The sequence below is a fragment of the Pseudomonas sp. 21615526 genome (assembly GCF_013386245.1).
Taxonomy (GTDB): Bacteria; Pseudomonadota; Gammaproteobacteria; order Pseudomonadales; family Pseudomonadaceae; genus Aquipseudomonas.
Map to the genome: position 1 here is coordinate 1 of NZ_JACAOM010000106.1, position 18,151 is coordinate 18,151.

At 62.3% G+C, this 18,151-nt stretch carries 18 protein-coding genes; 12 read left to right on the forward strand and 6 right to left on the reverse strand.

Going from position 1 to position 18,151, the window contains the following annotated elements; genetic code table 11:
• Window positions 1–171: 171 nt before the first annotated feature.
• Together HX786_RS25770 and HX786_RS25775 are read right to left on the reverse strand one after the other, a co-directional pair.
• Window positions 172–558: a cupin domain-containing protein gene (locus tag HX786_RS25770; RefSeq protein ID WP_003210863.1), complete on the reverse strand. Its 387-nt coding sequence runs from the start codon at window positions 556–558 to the stop codon at window positions 172–174.
• 32 nt (window positions 559–590) lie between these two features.
• On the reverse strand, window positions 591–1,514 hold the full coding sequence (locus tag HX786_RS25775; protein WP_178912771.1) for a LysR family transcriptional regulator: 924 nt from the start codon (window positions 1,512–1,514) through the stop codon (window positions 591–593).
• 101 nt (window positions 1,515–1,615) lie between these two features.
• Here HX786_RS25775 and HX786_RS25780 point away from each other — a divergent pair, with 101 nt between their 5' ends.
• The 8 genes from HX786_RS25780 to HX786_RS25815 all read left to right on the forward strand — a co-directional run bounded on the left by HX786_RS25780 (window position 1,616) and on the right by HX786_RS25815 (window position 9,502).
• Entirely contained in the window at window positions 1,616–2,800 is a 1,185-nt protein-coding gene (locus tag HX786_RS25780; RefSeq protein WP_178912772.1) for an MFS transporter, read from the forward strand.
• A 30-nt stretch (window positions 2,801–2,830) separates the two neighbouring features.
• The gene (locus tag HX786_RS25785; protein WP_177021733.1) at window positions 2,831–3,847 is read left to right on the forward strand and encodes a polysaccharide deacetylase family protein; all 1,017 of its coding nucleotides are present in this window, start codon (window positions 2,831–2,833) and stop codon (window positions 3,845–3,847) included.
• 34 nt (window positions 3,848–3,881) lie between these two features.
• Window positions 3,882–4,412, forward strand: coding sequence for an ester cyclase (locus tag HX786_RS25790; RefSeq protein WP_177021732.1), 531 nt, complete (start codon window positions 3,882–3,884; stop codon window positions 4,410–4,412).
• A 16-nt stretch (window positions 4,413–4,428) separates the two neighbouring features.
• Window positions 4,429–4,839: a VOC family protein gene (locus HX786_RS25795; protein ID WP_177021731.1), complete on the forward strand. Its 411-nt coding sequence runs from the start codon at window positions 4,429–4,431 to the stop codon at window positions 4,837–4,839.
• A gap of 188 nt (window positions 4,840–5,027) precedes the next feature.
• Window positions 5,028–6,014, forward strand: coding sequence for a sugar ABC transporter substrate-binding protein (locus HX786_RS25800; RefSeq protein WP_177021730.1), 987 nt, complete (start codon window positions 5,028–5,030; stop codon window positions 6,012–6,014).
• The gene (locus HX786_RS25805; RefSeq protein ID WP_178912773.1) at window positions 6,014–7,549 is read left to right on the forward strand and encodes a sugar ABC transporter ATP-binding protein; all 1,536 of its coding nucleotides are present in this window, start codon (window positions 6,014–6,016) and stop codon (window positions 7,547–7,549) included. Before HX786_RS25800 ends, HX786_RS25805 begins: the two co-directional genes overlap by 1 nt.
• Window positions 7,536–8,528 (forward strand): ABC transporter permease, encoded by a 993-nt coding sequence (locus tag HX786_RS25810; RefSeq protein ID WP_178912774.1) that lies wholly within the window; start codon window positions 7,536–7,538, stop codon window positions 8,526–8,528. Before HX786_RS25805 ends, HX786_RS25810 begins: the two co-directional genes overlap by 14 nt.
• A complete protein-coding gene (locus HX786_RS25815) occupies window positions 8,525–9,502 on the forward strand; it encodes an ABC transporter permease (protein ID WP_178912775.1) in 978 nt (325 codons plus the stop codon). The genes HX786_RS25810 and HX786_RS25815 overlap by 4 nt, the downstream gene beginning before the upstream one ends.
• A 30-nt stretch (window positions 9,503–9,532) precedes the next feature.
• Here HX786_RS25815 and HX786_RS25820 read toward each other — a convergent pair whose 3' ends face one another.
• From HX786_RS25820 to HX786_RS25835, 4 genes are read right to left on the reverse strand one after another with little or no spacing between them, the layout of a single operon-like run.
• Window positions 9,533–10,384: a DUF1989 domain-containing protein gene (locus tag HX786_RS25820; RefSeq protein ID WP_008433843.1), complete on the reverse strand. Its 852-nt coding sequence runs from the start codon at window positions 10,382–10,384 to the stop codon at window positions 9,533–9,535.
• A gap of 14 nt (window positions 10,385–10,398) precedes the next feature.
• A complete protein-coding gene (locus tag HX786_RS25825; RefSeq protein ID WP_178912776.1) occupies window positions 10,399–11,064 on the reverse strand; it encodes a GntR family transcriptional regulator in 666 nt (221 codons plus the stop codon).
• Window positions 11,061–12,590 (reverse strand): amino acid ABC transporter permease/ATP-binding protein, encoded by a 1,530-nt coding sequence (locus tag HX786_RS32205; protein ID WP_178912777.1) that lies wholly within the window; start codon window positions 12,588–12,590, stop codon window positions 11,061–11,063. The genes HX786_RS25825 and HX786_RS32205 overlap by 4 nt, the downstream gene beginning before the upstream one ends.
• Before the next feature lie 16 nt (window positions 12,591–12,606).
• A complete protein-coding gene (locus tag HX786_RS25835) occupies window positions 12,607–13,452 on the reverse strand; it encodes an ABC transporter substrate-binding protein (protein WP_177067826.1) in 846 nt (281 codons plus the stop codon).
• 263 nt (window positions 13,453–13,715) lie between these two features.
• Between HX786_RS25835 and HX786_RS25840 the strand changes: the two genes are divergently transcribed.
• The 4 genes from HX786_RS25840 to benB all read left to right on the forward strand — a co-directional run bounded on the left by HX786_RS25840 (window position 13,716) and on the right by benB (window position 18,141).
• Window positions 13,716–15,116, forward strand: coding sequence for a DHA2 family efflux MFS transporter permease subunit (locus HX786_RS25840; RefSeq protein WP_177054032.1), 1,401 nt, complete (start codon window positions 13,716–13,718; stop codon window positions 15,114–15,116).
• 118 nt (window positions 15,117–15,234) lie between these two features.
• Window positions 15,235–16,194 (forward strand): AraC family transcriptional regulator, encoded by a 960-nt coding sequence (locus HX786_RS25845; RefSeq protein ID WP_008433834.1) that lies wholly within the window; start codon window positions 15,235–15,237, stop codon window positions 16,192–16,194.
• An 85-nt stretch (window positions 16,195–16,279) separates the two neighbouring features.
• A complete protein-coding gene (locus HX786_RS25850; protein ID WP_003210841.1) occupies window positions 16,280–17,656 on the forward strand; it encodes a Rieske 2Fe-2S domain-containing protein in 1,377 nt (458 codons plus the stop codon).
• Window positions 17,653–18,141 (forward strand): benzoate 1,2-dioxygenase small subunit, encoded by a 489-nt coding sequence (gene benB, locus HX786_RS25855; protein ID WP_008433833.1) that lies wholly within the window; start codon window positions 17,653–17,655, stop codon window positions 18,139–18,141. The genes HX786_RS25850 and benB overlap by 4 nt, the downstream gene beginning before the upstream one ends.
• Window positions 18,142–18,151: the final 10 nt, after the last annotated feature.

The following is an 18,151-nucleotide window of genomic DNA, read 5'->3' on the forward strand; positions in this document are numbered from 1 at the left end:
GGGCATGGGTGGGCGGGCAGGCACCAGTGCCAGCGTAGACGTTGCCCATCAACGCCATCAGGGCAATCACGAGGGCTGAGGTTTTCCTGAGCTGCCTGTTCATCACGCGTGCTCCTGGCCTGGAGTAACTGTGAGGTAAAGACTAGCCCAAACAGGCAACGCCGGAAGGTGCTAAATCCACACGTCGTTGATTGCCGTACGCTCGCCACCCTCACTGCCGGTGTTCAGCACGCCGCAGGGTTCGATCAACAGCAACTTCACCTCACCCAATGCGTGCGGCTTGTGCTCGACGCCCTTGGGCACCACGTACATTTCCCCTTGGCCGATGGTCACCGCGCCGTCGCGGAAGTCGATGCGCAGGGTGCCTTCGAGGACGATAAAGGTTTCATCGGTGTCGGCATGGTCGTGCCAGATGAAGTCACCTTCGATCTTCACCACCTTGAACTGGTAGTCGTTCATCTGCGCGACGACCTTGGGCGCCCATTGCTCGCTGAACAGGGCGTATTTCTGGGCGAAGTTGATCGAGGCGTAATTCGTCGAAGCGTGGGAGACGGGCATTGTAGGTTCCAGGGTTGCAGGACATTGGAGCCTTAAGTTAGGCCTAACGGCCGGCCGGATATTGAATGATCGTGCAGCGACAGCTCATCCACTATCCGCTCGATCAACACCCTGACACGGCGCGGTTGAACCCGTGTCGGCGGATAGATGATGTTCAGCGCGGTACTGCCCAAATCATAGTCAGCCAGCAGCTCGACCAATCGCCCGGCCTCAAGGTCGGCGCGCACGTCCCACACCGATTTCAGGCAAATGCCATGGCCCGCCAGGCACCACTGGCGTACCAGCGCACCGTCGTTCGCCACCCGCCGGCCCTGGACCAGCACCCGATGGGCGTGCCCGTACCGCTTGAAGGTCCATTCCCGCGAAATATTGATGCCGAAGCGCATCACCAGGCACTCGTGGCGCGCCAGATCCTCGGGGTGTCGGGGCGTACCATTGAGCGCCAGGTAGTGGGGTGACGCACACAGCACGCGACGGTTTTCGCCAATCGGCCTGGCATGCAGGGTGCTGTCCGCCAGCTCGCCGTAGCGCACCGCGAAATCGATGCCCTGGCTCACCGGATCGGCGTAGCCGTCGCTCAGGTTCAGGTCAATGCTGATCTCGGGATGCTCCAGCATGAATGCGGCGAGGATCGGTTCGATGTATTGGCGCCCGAGGTCTTCCGGGGCGCTGAGGCGAATCGGCCCGGACAGGGTGTGGGTGCCATGGCGAATGCTGCTGTGCAGCTCGTTGGCCTCTGCCAGCAAGCGGCGGGCGCCTTCCACCAGCAAGCGGCCTTCGTCCGTCAGGTTGATCGCCCGGGTGGTGCGGTTGAGCAGGCTGGCGCCATAGAAACCCTCCAACTGCGCGAGCCTTTCCGAGACGGAGGCGGGTGACAGTCCCAGCTCTCTACCCGCTGCCGACAGCCCGCCTTTTTCCACAATCAGCAAAAACAACTCAAGGTTCTTCAGCAGCATTGTTCGGTATTTCCGAAAGTGGTTTTTGATTTCGACTCAATTATCAAGTTAAGCCAAAAGAACTAGTTTTGCATCCATCGTTAACCATCGGAGTGACTGACATGTCATCCAATTCTTCGAAAATGCCCATCCAGGTCTGGGTGCTGACCCTGGCGGCTTTCGCCATCGGCACCGCCGAGTTCGTGATTGCCGGATTACTGACCCAGGTCTCCCACAGCTTGAACATCAGCGAAGGGCAGGCTGGCAGCCTGATTACCGCCTACGCGCTGGCCATCGTGATCGGAGGCCCGGTGCTGACCATCTGGCTCTCGCGCTACGAAAAACGCACGGTGCTGTGGTTGTTGATGGCGGTGTTCGTCGGCGCCAACGTAATGACTGCCCTCAGCAGCGACTACAGCGTGTTGCTGGTCAGCCGGGCGATTGCCGGGCTGACCCAGGGGCCGTTCTACGGGATCGGCGCGGTGGTCGCGACGCGCCTGGTGGCCAGCGGCATGGAAGGCCGCGCCGTCGGCCAGATGTTTGCCGGGCTGACGTTGGCCAACGTGCTGGGCGTACCCGCCGGCTCGTGGATTGGCAATCAATATGGCTGGAGCACCGCATTCCTGATAGTCGCCGCGTTGGGCGTGCTCGCGTTGCTGGCAATCATTGTGTCGATCAAGCGCCAGGGCACCGAGCAGTCAGTGTCGTTGATCAACCAGTTGGCGGTGTTCCGTAACCGCAACCTGCTGGCCAGTCTGATGTTCACGGTGCTCGGCTGGGCCGGGTTCATGGCCTTTTATGGCTATATCGCGCCGATCGCCGAACAGGTGGCCGGGTTTGATTCGACGATGCTGACCGCTGTGCTGGTCGTGGTCGGCATTGGCCTGGTAGTCGGCAACAGTCTCGGGGCGCGTACCGCAGACGCCAACTTGCGCTTTTCGCTGATGTTCTGGCCGGCGGCGATGATCGTGACACTGATCGCCGCAGGCCTTGTGGCGCCCTACAAGTGGCCGTTCCTGGTGACCGCGTTCCTCTTCGGTATCGCCTCGTTCGCCAACGTGCCATCCATGCAAATGCGCGTGATGAAGCACGGCGGCAAGGCCCCGGAGCTGGCTGCCACGGCGAATATCTCGGCCTTCAACCTGGCCAATGCCCTGGGCGGCGTCATCGGCGGCATCGTTGTGGACAGCCACTGGGGCGCGGCGGCGATTCCGTTTGCGGCTGCGGCGATTCCATTGCTCGGTGTGCTGTTCATTGTTTCCCAGGAAGCCGCGGGTAAAGCCACCCGGCCTGCCGCGATTGCCTGATCCCCTGAATTCAGTATGAGGTGAACCAACATGGACAAAACCGATAACCCGCATCGTCGTACTTTCCTCGCCCAGGCCGGCGCAGGTGCTGCTGTTCTGGCCGCAGGATCGCTGCTCGGCCCGGCCGCTGCCAAAGCTGCGGTGACAGGGCCGGGCAACGCTGCCCCCGCGGCGACTGCCGGCAAGGCAATCGGGCGTTTCTGGCCAGGGGACACCCGGCTGGTAGTGTCCATTTCCATGCAATTCGAGGCAGGCGGCCAACCGCTCAAGGGCACTGATAGTCCGTTTCCCCACGTGGATTTTCCCGACAGTGTTCCAGAGGATGTGGCCACCAATACCTGGTTTGCCTATGGCTACCGTGAAGGTATTCCGCGGATGCTTGATCTCTGGGACCGGCATGGGGTGAAAGTCACCTGCCACATGATCGGCGACGCCGTAAAGCGCAACCCGGCGCTGGCCCGGGAGATCGTCGCCCGTGGGCACGAAGCCTCGGGGCATGGCCCGCACTGGAGCTCGCAATTTGCCATGAGCCGCGATGAAGAGCGCACTTTCCTGCGCCAGGCCGCGAGCATGTTGCAGGACGTCACTGGCCAGCCGGTCACCGGCTACAACTGCAACTGGCTGCGGCGCGGGCCCAATACCTTGTCGTTGTTGCAGGAGCTGGGCTACGTCTATCACATTGATGATGTGAGTCGCGATGAGCCGTTTATTGAGCAGGTCAATGGCAAGGACTTTGTCGTGGTCCCGTATACCCTGCGCAACAACGACATCGTCTTGATTGAGGGGCGCAATTACTCGCCCTCGAAATTCCTTCAACAGGTCAAGCTGGAGTTCGACCAGCTCTACCTGGAAGCCGGGAGCCGACGCCGCATGATGGCGATCAGTGCCCACGACCGCATCAGCGGTACGCCGCAAATGGTCAGGGTCTGGGACGAGTTTCTGCGGTACGCCAACAGCCATCCCGGCGTGGCGTTCATGCGCAAGGACGCCATCGCTCAATACACCTTGAAAAGCCCCCTCAGCCTCAGGGAAAGCGAAACCATCTGAGTTCGTTCTCTTCGCCTTTAAAGGATGTGCCCGTATGCAACGTTCCATTCCCCTTATCGCCGCCGGATTCCTGGCCCTGACCCTCTCCGGCGTGGCGTTTGCCACCACCGAACTGGTGACGCCGGGTGTCCTGGTGGTGGACAAGAGCCTGACCGCCGCGCAACTGAAGATCATGGAAACTGTCGCCCGGCGTTACGACACTTTCTGGAATACCGGTGACGAGAGCCTGGCCCGTGAAGCGCTGGCGCTCAACTTCATCGATAAAACACCGCCCGCCGGGCGCAAACAAGGGCCGGAGGGACCGCTGCTGGCCTCCCGTGCGTTTCGCGGCGCGGTGCCGGACCTGAGCTGTGAAGTAGAGCAAATGATCATTGCCGGCGACCGCGTGGTGGCACATTTGCATTTTCGCGGGCACTTCACCGGTTCCTTTGGTCAGATCAAGGGCACTGGGCAGGTCGTAGACTTTATTGCCACCGACATTTACCAGATCGGCAAGGGCAAGATCGTCGCCAACTGGCACATCGAAGACAACCTGACGCTGATGAAGCAGTTGGGTGCGCTCTGACGGGAGGGCTCTGCACATGACCGTTCACTACCTTGATCACTTCACGCTCCGCACGGAGCATGTCGACGCGACGGTGAGTTTCTATCGTGACGCCCTCGGCCTGGAGGAGGGCTGGCGCCCGGCGTTTCCTTTTCCGGGCAGTTGGCTTTATTCAGCAGGTCGCCCGCTGCTGCATATCGCCAGCCTGCAGGGCAGCGCCGCGCAGCTTGAAACGTATCTTGGGGTGCGTGCTGCCGGCGACGGCTCAAGTGCGCTCGATCACATTGCATTGCGCTGCAATGACCTTGAAACTCACCGGCAACGCCTGCACACGCTAGGGCTGCCTTTTACCGAGCGGGTGGTGCCGGAGCTGTTCGAGCACCAATTGTTTGTCGAAGACCCCAACGGGATCAGGGTCGAGCTGATCTTTGCTTACCCGGCGGCCTGAGGTGGCTGGCCGGATTTCCCGGCCAACTGTTGGCTGGGCAACAGCAGTCGGACAGTTGTGGTTTGGGCGGGACAGCGCAACGTCATCCAATGTTTTCATCTGCTTGATTTTATTCGAAATAATTTATGGCATGGGCTCTGCAATGCACACAGGTGAACCCTTTCACCCGTTGCTCAGCGGAGCCCTGTATGCCTTGCACCTTTTTCTCGCGTTCACGTTACATCTTGCTCGGCGCAGCGTTGTTGCTGGGCCACGCCGCCGTGTCCCAGGCCGCCGAGGGCGATGACGCGGTGCCGTCCCTGGCCGGCAAGCGCATTGCCGTGAGCATGACCGGCACCAGTCACTACTTCGATATCAAGGCCTTCCAGGCCCAGGTCGACGAGATCAAGCGCCTCGGCGGCACGCCGATCACCCTGGATGCAGGGCGCAACGACAAGAACCTGGTGACCCAACTGCAAACCGTGGTCACCCAGAAACCCGATGCGGTGATCCAGACCCTCGGCACCCTGAGCGTGATCGACCCGTGGCTCAAGCGCATCAGCAAGGCCGGCATCCCGCTGTTCACCATCGACGCGCCGTCGCAGTACAGCCTCAACAACACCACCTCGGATAACGTCGCCACCGGCAAGGCCCTGGCCGATCAGTTGATCAAGGATGCCGGCGGCAAGGGCAAGATCCTGGTGTTCAACGGCTTCTACGGCGTGCCGGTGTGCGCGATTCGCTACGACCAGTTGAAGCTGGCGCTCAAGGATCACCCGCAACTGGAAATCATCGAGCCGCAGCTGCGGGATGTGATCCCCAACACCGTGCAGGATGCCTATTCCCAGGTGTCCGCATTGCTCAACAAGTACCCGGCCGGCAGTGTCTCGGCGATCTGGGCGGCGTGGGACATTCCGCAACTGGGGGCAAGCAAGGCGTTGATCGACGCCAAGCGCACCGAGATCAAGACCTACGGCGTGGACGGTACGCCGGAGGTGCTGGAGCTGCTCGGCCAGGCCAATTCGCCGGTGGGCGCGGTAGTCGCCCAGCAACCGGCGCTGATCGGCAAGACTGCTGTGCAGAACGTGGCCCGCTACCTGGCCGGGCAGCGTGACCTGCCCAAGGAAACCCATGTGCCGACGCTGCTGACCACCGCCGCCAACCTGGCGCAGGTCCAGCAACTGCGGGGTGATTGATGGCCGCGTTGCACTTGCAGCACCTGCGCAAACGCTTCGGCGCCACCCTGGCGCTGGAGGATGCGAGCCTGAAAGTCGAGCGCGGCACCATTCACGGCCTGGTGGGCGAGAACGGTGCCGGCAAGTCGACCTTGATCAAGGTCCTGGCGGGGATCCACAAAGCGGACTCGGGGCAGGTGAGCATTGACGGCCAGCCGTATGCCGCACTGTCGCCGCGCCAGGTGGACGCGCTGGGCGTGCAGTTCATCCATCAGGAGCGGCTGTTGCCGGCGAGTTTTACCGTGGGCGAGGCGTTGTTTTTCGGCCATGAATTACGCCGTGGTCCGTTTGTCGACCGGCGCCGGCAGCAGCGCGAGGCCGAGCGCTTGCTGGCGGAATATTTTGAGCTGCAACTGCCCGCCGACGCGTTGGTAGGCGAGCTGAACAGCGCCGAGCGCCAGGTGCTGCAAATCACCCGGGCGTTGACTCGCCAGCCGAAGATCCTGGTGTTCGACGAGCCCAGCGTGGCGCTGGTCAAGCGCGAAGTCGACCAGCTGCTGCGGATCGTCAAGCGCCTGCGGGACCAGGGTTTGTCGATTCTCTACATCTCCCATTACCTGCAGGAAATCGACAGCCTGTGCGATGAAGTGACGGTGTTGCGCAATGGTCGAGATGTGGCCGTGGTTGAGCCACGGCACACCTCCAGCGCGCAGATTGCGCGGTTGATGGTCAACCGCGAGGTCCAGGAGATGTACCCCAAGGCGCAGGTCGAGCTCGGCGAACCATTGCTGCAGGTGCGTGGGCTGAGCCTGGCCCGGCGCTACCGGCAGATCGACCTGGAATTGCGTCGGGGCGAGATCGTCGGCCTCACCGGGCTGGTCGGGTCGGGCGCCAAGGACCTGCTCAAGACCCTGTTCGGTGTGGTGCGCGCCGACAGCGGCAGCATTCATCTGGAGGGGCGTTTGTTGCGCCTGCGTTCACCCGGAGAAGCCATTGCCCAAGGGATTGCACTGGTGCCGGAAGAACGCCGCAGCCAGGGGATTTCACCGCTGCTGTCGGTGCTGGAAAACCTCACGCTCGCCGGGCTTGGGCGTTTCAGTCGCTGGGGGTTACTGAGCCAGCGTAAGGAGCAGGCCGAAAGCCTGCGGCTGATCGACGAGTTGGCGATCAAGACGCCGGGCCCGCAGGCTGCCGTCAGCCAGCTCAGCGGCGGCAACCAGCAGAAAGTCGCCCTGGGCAAATGGCTGAGTCGCCGTTCGGCGGTGTACTTGTTGGACGAGCCGTGCGTAGGTGTGGACGTCGGCGCCAAGGTCGAGATTTATCGCGTGATCGGGCGGCTGGTGGAAGAGGGCGCAGCGGTGCTGGTGCTGTCTTCGGATTTGCCCGAGCTGCTGGGGATCTGCGACCGCATCCTGGTGTTGCATCGCGGCGAAATAGCCGGGGAGTTCCATGCCGGTGAGGCGGACAGTGATCAACTGTTGGCGTGTGCCACGGGTGCGGTGCAGTCCACAGTGGCTGTGCAGGTGAAACAGGAGGTGGCGCATGTCCCTGCTTGAAGCTGCTACTCCTGGCTTGTCCCAACGGTTATGGGTACTGCTGTTGCGGCGCGGCTCGGTGGGCGTATTCCTCGCGATTTTGCTGGGCTTTGCCGTCGCCGCGCCGAACTTCTTTTCAGTCGGCAATATCGCGAATGTGTTCAGCCAGTCGGCGATCCTCGGCGTACTTGCCTTCGGCCTGACCTGCGTGATTATCGGCGGCGGCTCCAACGTGGTGGCCGGCGGGCTCGACCTGTCGCTGGCGGCCAATTTGGGCTTGTGCGCGGCGGTGTTCAGTCGACTCAACAACGCAGGCCTCGACCTGTGGGCAAGCCTGCTGCTGACCTTGGGTTGCGGCCTGGCGGTGGGCCTGCTCAATGGCCTGGCCGTGGTGGTGCTGCGCTTGCCACCGTTGCTCGCAACGCTGGCAAGCATGAATGTACTGGCCGGGCTGGAGCTGGTCCTCACCGAAAACACCGTCGTCTCGACCGACTCACCGTTGCTCGACCTGCTCAGTGGCGGGACCTGGCTGGGCGTGCCGGCACTCGCCTGGGTGTTGCTGGTGACGGCCTTTGTGTTGACGCTGCTGATCCAGCACACCGCCTATGGGCTGCGCCTGCATGCCGTCGGCGAGTACCCGCACGCCGCCGAGGCCGCCGGGATTCGAGTGCCGGCCTACGTACTCTCCAGTTATTTGCTCTCTGGGCTGTGTGCCGCGGTGGCGGCGTTGTGTTCAGCGGCATTTTTCAGCGGCAGCACCACCGGCTCCGGTGACATGCTGTTGTCGGTGGTCGCCATAGCCTTTCTTGGCGTGGTGTTTTCCCGGCGACTGGTGGCAAGCATCCCCGGCACCTTGCTCGCGACGCTGTTGATCGGCTTTTTGATCAACGGGTTTCAGTTGCTCAACGTATCGAGCTTCTGGGTCAACGGTGTCCAGGGCGTGCTGATTCTGCTGGTGGTCGCCGCTTCCAGCGCATTGAACCGGGGAGAGCAGTCATGAGTCGCGTATCAACCCTGCAACAGCAGGACGGCGCTTGGCGTTCGCTTTTGCCACTGACGTTACCGCTGGTATTTGTGGCGATCGTCGTAGTGTTTGCCTGGCAGGCGCCGGGGTTTCTCAGTGGCGGCAACCTGAAAAGCCTGGTGCTGAATAACTTCGTGCTGCTGGCGATTGTTGCGATCGGCATGACCTATGCGGTGGCGGCCGGTGGCATCGATCTGTCGGTAGGCACCGCGCTGGATTTCGCCAGCTTCAGCTTCGTGGTGTTGCTTAACGCCGGGCACGGGCTGGGTGTGGCGATTGCCGGTGCGTTGGCCGCCGGGCTGCTGGTAGGGCTGTTCAATGCCGGCTTGATCGCGGGGCTGCGGATCAGCCCGTTCCTGGCCACCCTCGGCACCTTGTTTATCGGCACCAGTGCCCAGCAACTGCTCTCGGACGGCGGCCAGCCAATTTATATCGCCCAGGGTTTCAAGCCGGAACTGGCGAGCTTCAGCCCGTTGGGCGTGCCCTTGCCGCTGTTGATCGTGCTGGTATTGGCCGTGGTCTACGGCCTGTTGCTGGCCCGTGGACGCCTGGGGCGCGAACTGCTGGCCCAGGGTACCCAGCCGCTGCTGGCTTATTACTCGGGCTTGTCGGTGCGGCGCATCGTCACCACCACGGTGCTGGCGGCGGCGCTGGCGTGCGCGGTGGCGGGGATCCTGCTCAGTTCGACGGTGAGTGCCTATGTGCCGCTGTCGGGCAATGCGTTCCTGCTGAATGCGATTGGTGCGGTGTTTATCGGCACCACATTGAACCGCCAGGGCCGGGCGAATATTCCGGGCACATTGCTGGGGGTGCTGTTCATCAACGTCATCGCCAATGGCTTGCTGTTGATCGGCTGGAACTTCTACTGGCAGCAGGTGGCAACCGGCGTGCTGATTTTTATCGTGCTGGCCTTCAGTTTTGTCAGCCGCAGGATTGCGCAGAACACCTGAGGCGCGGCGCCCCAGGTGTGGGCCTGCCCTTTACTTTTCCCAGTCGGCCTTGGCAATCAACAGGCCATGGTTACCGTTATAGGCGGCGCGCTCGGGTTGTTTCCAGCCCTCCAGAAGCGCGTCGTCGAGGCGGTAGATTTCCACCCCCAGCGGACGGCAGACCTTCAACGGGTCTTCCGCATCCGGGCCCCACATCGGCAGCGACAGGTCGCCACCGGGGCAGGTGGAGAGGGCACACAGCAGGTCGATTTCGGCGAAGAACTCCAGATAGTCGCCCTGCTTGGCCGGGCAGGCTTTCATGAAGTACATGTCGTCGTGATTGAGGCCGGTGCACTGGAAAATGTTCAGCACGTCATGCACGTCGAACTCGGTCAGGCCATGGGGCAGCACGGCGCGGGTCAGGTTGGAGTGGCAGTGGTGGTGGAAGTCTTCGCCCGTGAGCATCTTGTTCACGTAAGGGTCGCAGCGCGTGCCCAGCAAGTCGTGCAGGCGCCCGCCGTGTTCGTCGATGCCATAGTCGGCCAGGCTGTCGTCGGTGATGGTGACCATCGGCCGCAAAAACGGCAGGTTCGACCACAGGCGGTCGTAGGTGGTGACGTGCGCGCCTTGCAGCTGGCGGGTGCGTGCCGCCCACATGCGTTCGCGGGGGTCGTTGGCGCTCCACACGTTGAAGTCGCCAACCTGCGGGCCAACCGGCGTGGTCACGCGGAACACATGGCCTGCCGGTACTTTCCAGGCTCGGCCGGTGCGGATCGGCACTTCGAATTGCTCGATCAGGGTGCGCCCGTCCCGGGACTCGCGCACGCGGTCATAGAAGGCTTTGTCGACCTGCAAGGCAGCGCCTTTGCTGACTTGGTAGGCCGCTGGGTAGTCCTTGTACATGGTGGGTCCTCGCTTCAGGGTTTTGGAATGCTGCTCAGGATGTCCAGCAGCAGCGATTCGGAGTCATTGAGGTAGCTGGCCAGGGCTTCGCCGGCGGCTTGCTTGTGGCCGTCAACCAGCAAGTCGTGAATCTGCCGGTCGCGCTCCAGCCAGGGCTTCTGGAAGGTTTCCTCGCTGGGCGCGTTGGAAAACACCAGGCGCATCTGGGCTGCAATATGGGTAAAAAACTCGTCCAGCAACGGGCTGCGCATCAGCCCGACAATATGTTGGTGAAAGCGCAGGCTGTGGGTGCCGAAGGCTTGCCAGTTCTCGCGGTCCTGGGCCAGTTGCGCAGCCTCGATGGACTCCAGCATCAGGTCGGACTGGTATTCGCGCAGCGGCTTGCTGGCGGCGATGGCCTGCAGTTCCAGGGTGCGTCGCACCTTGAAGATGTCACGCACTTCCTCCACCCCCAGGCGGCGCACGATCACGCCTTTGTTGCGCACGTAGCTGGTCAGGCCTTCGCGGCCCAGGTGGTGCAAGGCTTCACGCACCGTGTTGCGCGAGGCGTTGTAGGCCTTCACCAGTTCGCTTTCCACCAGCGGCATGCCGGGCAGCAGGCGGCCGCCGATGATGTCTTCGCGCAGTTCGATGGCAACCTGGTCGGCCAGCGACAGGCTGGGTTCCTTGGCTTGGCTCACGTCGGGGCTCCTTGGGCTCGCGCCAGTTGGACGTCTTTGAGGAACTTGGTCATGCGTTCACTGCGTTGCTCGAGCATGTCACGCGGCGGGGCGTCCTGGATAATCTCGCCGCCTTCCATGAACACCACACGATCGGAAAGCTTGAACGCGAAGTTCATTTCATGGGTGACGATGACCATGGTCATGCCCTCGCGAGCCAATTCCTCGATTACCGCCAGTACGTCGCCCACCAGTTCCGGGTCGAGGGCCGAGGTGGGTTCATCGAACAGCATCACCGAAGGCCGCATCGCCAGGGCGCGGGCAATCGCCACCCGTTGCTGTTGCCCGCCGGATAGCTGGTGCGGGTATTTGCCGGCGTGCTCCAGCATGCCGACCTTGCGCAACAGGGCCAGGCTCAACAGGCGCAGTTCTTCGCCGCTACCATGGGCATGGTAGACCGGCGCGAGCATCACGTTCTCAAGGGCGGTTTTATGCGGGAACAGGTTGAACCCCTGGAACACCATGCCGACATGCACGATGCCGCGCATATGCACCTTGTGCCCCAGCGCGCCTTGCGGCTCCTGGCTGCCACGCAGGAACGGCTGGCCTTGCAGGGTGATTTCGCCACGGTCGAGGCTTTCGAGGCCGTTCATGGTACGAATCAGCGTGGTCTTGCCAGAGCCTGACGGGCCGATGATCGACACCACCTCGCCCCAGCGCACATTCAGTTCGACGCCCTTGAGCACTTCCAGCTCGCCATAGGCCTTGCGCACCCCGCGAGCCTGCAAGGCAAACTCACCGGGCTCGGCCTGGCCGGGGGCACGACGCGTGGCCACCTGGTCGAGCACGGCGGGGGCGATGGCCTTGGGTTTGCGCCGGGTCACGTCCAGGTGGTTCTCCAGCACCCGCAACAGCCAACTGAACACCGTCACGATGAACACGTAATAAAACGCCACGGCCAGCATGGTCTCCATTACCAGGAAGTTCTGGGTGTAGAGTTGTTGGCCCACCAGCAGGATTTCCGAAAGCGAAATCACCGACACCAGCGAGGTGAGCTTGACGATGGTGATGTATTCGTTGGCCAGTGTGGGCAACGCAACCCGCAGCGCCTGCGGCACCACAATCAAGCGCTGCACGCCGCGATAACCCACGCCCAGCGCCTTGCCGGCTTCGCGCTGCCCCTTGACCACCGCCAGCAGGCCGCCCCGATGGATCTCGGCGATGTAGGCCGCCTCACTCAGCACCAGGGCGATCAGGCCCGCGGAGTAGGGGTTGGACAGCACCACGCTGGTGGACGGAAACACCTGCGGCAGGTTGTAGACGAAGATCAACAGCACCAGCAACGGCAGGCTGCGGAAGAACCAGATGTAGACGCCAGCGGAGTCCCGCAGCCAGCGGCGCTCCGACTGCCGCGCCAGGGCCAGGAAAAACCCCAGCACAATGCCCAGCAGCCAGGTTTCCAGGCTCAGTTCGACCACGGTGCCGACGGCTCGCCAGAAGTCGCCGTTCCATAACAAGCCCAGGGTGTAGTGCCAATCGAATTGCATAAAGGTGCTCCGCGTTTCAGTTACCCAGTGCCGCACTGATCTCGGCGGCGTTCGGCTCGGCCAGGTTGTAGCGCGCCAGCAGCTTGCCGTAGCTGCCGTCCTGCTTGATCTGGCTCAGGGCGCCGGTCAGCGCCTGGAGCAGTGCCGGGTTTTCCTTGCGCACGGCCAGGCCGACCACCACCGGGTAGATCAACTCGCTGGAGCTGATCACGGTTTTGCCTTGCAGTTTTTCCACGGTGATCTTGGCGACCGCCGCGTCTTCCATCTGCACGTCCACCGCCTGGGCGAGCAGGGCCTGGGCGGCTTCCGGAGACGTCGGGAACTCACGCGACTCGATCGCCGGCTTGCCCGCAGGGAGGCAGTAGTCCGCCGAAACCTTGTTCAGCTTTGGCACCCACGACGCGCCCTTGATCGACCCGACGCGCTTGCCGCACAGGTCTTCCGGGCGCTGGGGCTTGAAGTCGCCGGCACTGAGCACCATCAGCGAAGAACCGGTCTTCAAGTAGCTGAGGAAATCCACCTGTTTGGCGCGCTCGGGGGTGACGTACAGCGCCGAGGCCACCACGTCGAAACGCCGGGCGTTGACGCCGAGGATCAGGTTGGCGAAACGGGTGTCGAGAAAACGTGGTTTGAGCCCCAGTTGCTTGCCCATCAGTTGCATGAACTCCGGGTCGAAACCGGCCGGGGTCTTTTGCTCAAGGTAGGTGTAAGGCGGGTAGGTGAGGTCGGAGCCGATGGACAGCTCGCCCGGTTTCAGGGTGCCCTTGATTTCGGCAGCCGACAGCAGCGGCGTCACGCACGCCAGGGTGATCGCTAGCGCCAATGTGCGCAGGGTGTTCTTGCCCGTCAGACCTTTTTGCATATTCGTCGCCTCGGTTGCTGGATGCAGGGAGATTTGGATTGTTCAACAATCCTGTATTAGCTAGTAAGCGGTTATCGTGCCAACTAATGACTTTTTCAGGTTTTTGATGGGTTTTGACGCGTGAGACAGCCGTTTTTTGCAAGCGCGCACCCCAATTCGGGGCAATTCGTTACCGGGCGCCACGTTGTGAGGCAGGCATTTCGCGGACCATAAAGGACGCACTTATTGATAAAGTGCCGATTCGAAACCATGAGTGAACAGCAATGACGTCGACCTCCCAACGCCGCTCAACCCTGATTGCCTTGTTGGTCGCCGTCACCTTCTTCATGGAGAACCTCGATGCCACCGTGATCGCGACCGCGTTGCCGGACATCGCCAAAACCTTCGGCGTGGGCGCGGTGGACGTGAACATCGGTATGAGCGCCTACATGCTCGCCGTCGCGGTGTTCATTCCCATCAGCGGCTGGCTGGCCGACCGCTTTGGCTCGCGGCGGGTATTCGGTTGGGCAATCGTGCTGTTCAGCCTGTCGTCACTGCTGTGCGGGTGGAGCGACAGCCTGCAGACCTTCGTCGCCGCGCGCGTGTTGCAGGGCATCAGCGGCGCGATGATGGTGCCGGTGGGGCGCCTGGCGGTGCTGCGGGCTACCGAGAAAAAAGACCTGGTGCGGGCGATTTCATTCATCACCTGGCCCGGCCTGGTGGCGCCGATACTCGGGCCGCCGGTGGGCGGGTTTATCGTTACCCACGCGTCCTGGCCGTGGATTTTCTACCTCAACCTGCCGCTGGGCCTGCTGGCGCTGATTGCCACGCTGGTACTGATCCCCAAACACGACGAGGTCACGTCCCGCTCATTCGATTTCAGCGGCTTCCTGCTGGTGGGTGTCGCCAGCGCGGCGCTGTTGTACGGCGTGGAACTGCTCGGGCAAAGCCGTGGCAGCTTGTTGCAGGGCCTGTTACTCAGCGCTGCAGGCGTGATGCTCGGTGCCTTTGCCTGGCGCCATATGCGCCGGCATGCCCAACCATTGCTGGCGCTGGGTGTGGTGAGTGTGCGCACGTTCAGTGTGTGCCTGTGCGGCGGGTCGATTTTCCGGGTGGCCATCAGCACCTTGCCGTTCCTGCTGCCGCTGATGTTTCAACTGGCGTTCGGCCTTTCTGCATTCGATGCGGGGTTGCTGGTGCTCGCGGTATTTGCCGGCAACCTGGCGATGAAGCCGTTCACCACGGCGGTGATGCAGCGCTGGGGCTTTCGTCCGGTGCTGATGATCAACGGCATCCTTGGCGTGCTCGCGATTGCGGCCTGTGCGCTGCTGGACGAGCGCATGAGCTGGGCGCTGATCCTGTTCATTCTGTTCGTGGGTGGCCTGTCACGCTCCATGCAGTTCACCTTGTTCAACACCCTGGGGTTCGCTGATATACCCAAGGCGCAGATGAGCGACGCCTCAACCTTGTTCAGCATGTTCTTCCAGCTGAGCATGGCCATGGGCGTGGCGATTGGCGCGCTGTTGTTACGTTTTGCCATGAATTTTCACGGCAATACCGGGCAGGCCGCCACCGCCGATTTCCAGCTGACGTTTCTTCTAGTGGCGGTGATCGCCGGCGTGGCGCTGCTGGATAACCTGCGGCTGCCGCCCCAGGCCGGTGAGTCGGTTTTGCAGCGAAAGTGAACCCACGATACCTTCGGGGTATGAAGCAACACCTATTGAATATTGGACGGCTTGCGTCCCCCGCATCACTCTGCGGTGAAGTACATACGCAGGGCCCATAACAATAAAAGGCGCAACCATGACCGTGCTATTGAGTGAGCGCAGCCAGATTTTCGACCGTGCAGATGCCTATGCCGTGTCCGACTACGTCAACCAGCATGTCGGCAGCCACTGCATCCGCCTGCCGCCCAAGGGCCGCCCGCAGGCGAGCATCAGCCACCGGACCTTTTCCAGCCTGGACCTGTGCCGCATCAGCTACGGCGCGCCGGTGCGGGTGACCTCGGTGGCGCTGGAAACCATCTACCACCTGCAGATCCTGCTGCACGGCCACTGCCGCTCGAGCTCCCGTGGCGAAGAACAGGTGTTGGGCCCCGGCGAAGTGCTGCTGATCAACCCGGATGACCCGGTAGACCTGACCTATTCCGCCGACTGCGAAAAATTCATCGTCAAGGTGCCCGTGCGCCTGCTGGAAAACGCCTGCCTTGAGCAGCACTGGACGTTGCCGCAGCCGGGCATCCGTTTTGCGGCTCCGCGCCACGCACTTGCCGAAATGGGTGGGTTCCTGCAATTGCTGGGGCTGATCTGCCATGAGGCCGAAAACGCCGCCGAACCCGAAGTGCAGGGCCTGTACGAGCGCATTGTGGCGAACAAGCTGTTGGCGCTGCTGGCCAGCAACGTCCTGCGGGTGATTCCGCGACCGGATCAGGGTGGGGGCTTTGAAGCCGTGCGTCAGTTCATCGAGGAGCACCTGGCCGACGACATCAGCGTCGAACAACTGATGGCCATCGCCAGGGTCAGCGAGCGTTCGTTGTATACCTTGTTTGAACGCCAGGTCGGCCTGTCACCCCGTGACTACATGCGCCAGCGCAAGCTGGAGCGGGTGCACGCCATGCTGCAACTGGCCACGGCGCGCAGCGTGACGGAGGTGGCGCTGGATCATGGGTTTGTGCATTTGGGGCGGTTCTCCGAGGCCTATCGCAAACGCTTTGGCGAGCTGCCTTCGCAAACGTGGAAGCGCCGGCTCGCGCCAGGCGGATAACGAATTGCAGTCAGCGGATATTGAGGGGTAGGGCAAGCACATAAGGTGGGGGGGCCTGATACAAGAACAACCGAGGGCCTACCCCATGATCAGCACATTCGACCGACTCGCCCGACAATTGCGCGACTCCGTCCAGGAAGATCCCGCCACTGGGGTGTTCCGCTGCCGCCGCGACATCTTTACCGACCCCGACCTGTTTGCCCTGGAAATGAAGCACATTTTCGAAGGCGGTTGGGTCTACCTGGCACACGAAAGCCAGGTGCCGGAGATCAACGACTACTTCACCACCTGGATCGGCCGCCAGCCCGTGGTCATCACCCGTGACAAACACGGCACGCTGCACGGCCTGGTCAACGCCTGCGCCCACCGTGGCGCGATGCTCTGCCGCCGTAAACAAGGCAACAAAGGCTCGTTTACCTGCCCTTTCCACGGCTGGACCTTCAGCAACGCCGGCAAGCTGCTCAAAGTGAAGGACGCCAAGACCGGCGCCTACCCCGACAGCTTCGACTGTGACGGCTCCCACGACTTGAAACGCCTTGGCCGCTTCGAAAACTATCGCGGCTTCCTGTTCGGCAGCCTCAGCGAGACGGTGCCGGAGCTGAGCGACTACCTGGGTGAGACCCGGGTGATCATCGACCAGATGGTCGACCAGGCCCCGCTGGGGCTGGAGGTGCTGCGGGGCAGTTCGTCATATGTGTATGACGGCAACTGGAAGCTGCAGATCGAAAACGGCGCCGACGGTTATCACGTCAGCTCCGTGCACTGGAACTACTCGGCGACCATGGGCCGGCGCAATTACGAAGCCGAAGGCACGCGCACCGTGGATGCCAATGGCTGGTCGAAAAGCCTGGGCGGCGTGTACGCCTACGAGCATGGCCATATCCTGCTGTGGACGCGCCTGCTCAACCCCGAAGTGCGTCCGGTGCATGCCCATCGCGAGGCGCTGGCCGAGCGCCTGGGCCAGGAACGCGCCGATTTTATCGTCGACCAAACCCGCAACCTGTGCCTCTACCCGAATGTGTACCTGATGGACCAGTTCTCCACGCAGATCCGCGTGGTACGGCCAATCGCGGTCGACAAGACCGAAGTCACGATCTACTGCATGGCGCCCAAGGGCGAAAGTGCCGAGGAACGCACCACGCGCATCCGCCAGTACGAAGATTTCTTCAACGTCAGCGGCATGGGTACACCGGACGACCTGGAAGAATTCCGCGCCTGCCAGACCGGCTACCAGGGCGCGACCACCTTGTGGAATGACCTCAGCCGCGGCGCCAAACAGTGGGTCGAAGGCCCTGACGAAAACGCCCGGGCCATGGGCATGAATCCGCAGCTCAGTGGCGTCAAGACCGAGGACGAAGGCCTGTTCGTGCGCCAGCACGCCCACTGGGCCCAGAGCCTGCAACGCGCTATCGAACGGGAGCAGCAAGGTTTGATCGCGACGGACAAGGAGGTGCTGGCATGAGTGCTTCCCGTGACCGCCTGCTGGACTTTCTGTACCGCGAAGCCCGCCTGCTGGATGACCGCCAGTGGGATGAGTGGCTCGAATGCTATTCACCCAAGGTCGAGTACTGGATGCCGGCCTGGGACGACCACGACACGCTGACCGAAGACCCCCAGAGCGAAATCTCGCTGATCTATTACCCCAGCCGCGACGGCCTGGAAGACCGGGTGTTCCGGATCAAGACCGAGCGCTCCAGCGCCAGCACCCCGGAGCCGCGCACCGCGCACCTGATCACCAACCTCGAAGTGCTGGCCGACGACGGGCAGCACGTGGAGTTGCGTTTCAACTGGCAAACCCTCAGCCATCGCTACAAGACCACGGATACGTACTTCGGTACCTCGTTCTATCGCCTCGACATCCGCGCCGAACAGCCGCTGATCACGCGCAAGAAGGTGGTGCTGAAAAACGACTACATCCATCAGGTCATCGATATCTACCACATCTGAGGACACGCCC

Coding starts and splice junctions, on each gene's coding strand:
- HX786_RS25770 (WP_003210863.1), bottom strand. CDS start 558: ATGCCCGTCTCCCACGCTTCGACGAATTACGCCTCGATCAACTTCGCC.
- HX786_RS25775 (WP_178912771.1), bottom strand. CDS start 1,514: ATGCTGCTGAAGAACCTTGAGTTGTTTTTGCTGATTGTGGAAAAAGGC.
- HX786_RS25780 (WP_178912772.1), top strand. CDS start 1,616: ATGTCATCCAATTCTTCGAAAATGCCCATCCAGGTCTGGGTGCTGACC.
- HX786_RS25785 (WP_177021733.1), top strand. CDS start 2,831: ATGGACAAAACCGATAACCCGCATCGTCGTACTTTCCTCGCCCAGGCC.
- HX786_RS25790 (WP_177021732.1), top strand. CDS start 3,882: ATGCAACGTTCCATTCCCCTTATCGCCGCCGGATTCCTGGCCCTGACC.
- HX786_RS25795 (WP_177021731.1), top strand. CDS start 4,429: ATGACCGTTCACTACCTTGATCACTTCACGCTCCGCACGGAGCATGTC.
- HX786_RS25800 (WP_177021730.1), top strand. CDS start 5,028: ATGCCTTGCACCTTTTTCTCGCGTTCACGTTACATCTTGCTCGGCGCA.
- HX786_RS25805 (WP_178912773.1), top strand. CDS start 6,014: ATGGCCGCGTTGCACTTGCAGCACCTGCGCAAACGCTTCGGCGCCACC.
- HX786_RS25810 (WP_178912774.1), top strand. CDS start 7,536: ATGTCCCTGCTTGAAGCTGCTACTCCTGGCTTGTCCCAACGGTTATGG.
- HX786_RS25815 (WP_178912775.1), top strand. CDS start 8,525: ATGAGTCGCGTATCAACCCTGCAACAGCAGGACGGCGCTTGGCGTTCG.
- HX786_RS25820 (WP_008433843.1), bottom strand. CDS start 10,384: ATGTACAAGGACTACCCAGCGGCCTACCAAGTCAGCAAAGGCGCTGCC.
- HX786_RS32205 (WP_178912777.1), bottom strand. CDS start 12,590: ATGCAATTCGATTGGCACTACACCCTGGGCTTGTTATGGAACGGCGAC.
- HX786_RS25835 (WP_177067826.1), bottom strand. CDS start 13,452: ATGCAAAAAGGTCTGACGGGCAAGAACACCCTGCGCACATTGGCGCTA.
- HX786_RS25840 (WP_177054032.1), top strand. CDS start 13,716: ATGACGTCGACCTCCCAACGCCGCTCAACCCTGATTGCCTTGTTGGTC.
- HX786_RS25845 (WP_008433834.1), top strand. CDS start 15,235: ATGACCGTGCTATTGAGTGAGCGCAGCCAGATTTTCGACCGTGCAGAT.
- HX786_RS25850 (WP_003210841.1), top strand. CDS start 16,280: ATGATCAGCACATTCGACCGACTCGCCCGACAATTGCGCGACTCCGTC.
- benB (WP_008433833.1), top strand. CDS start 17,653: ATGAGTGCTTCCCGTGACCGCCTGCTGGACTTTCTGTACCGCGAAGCC.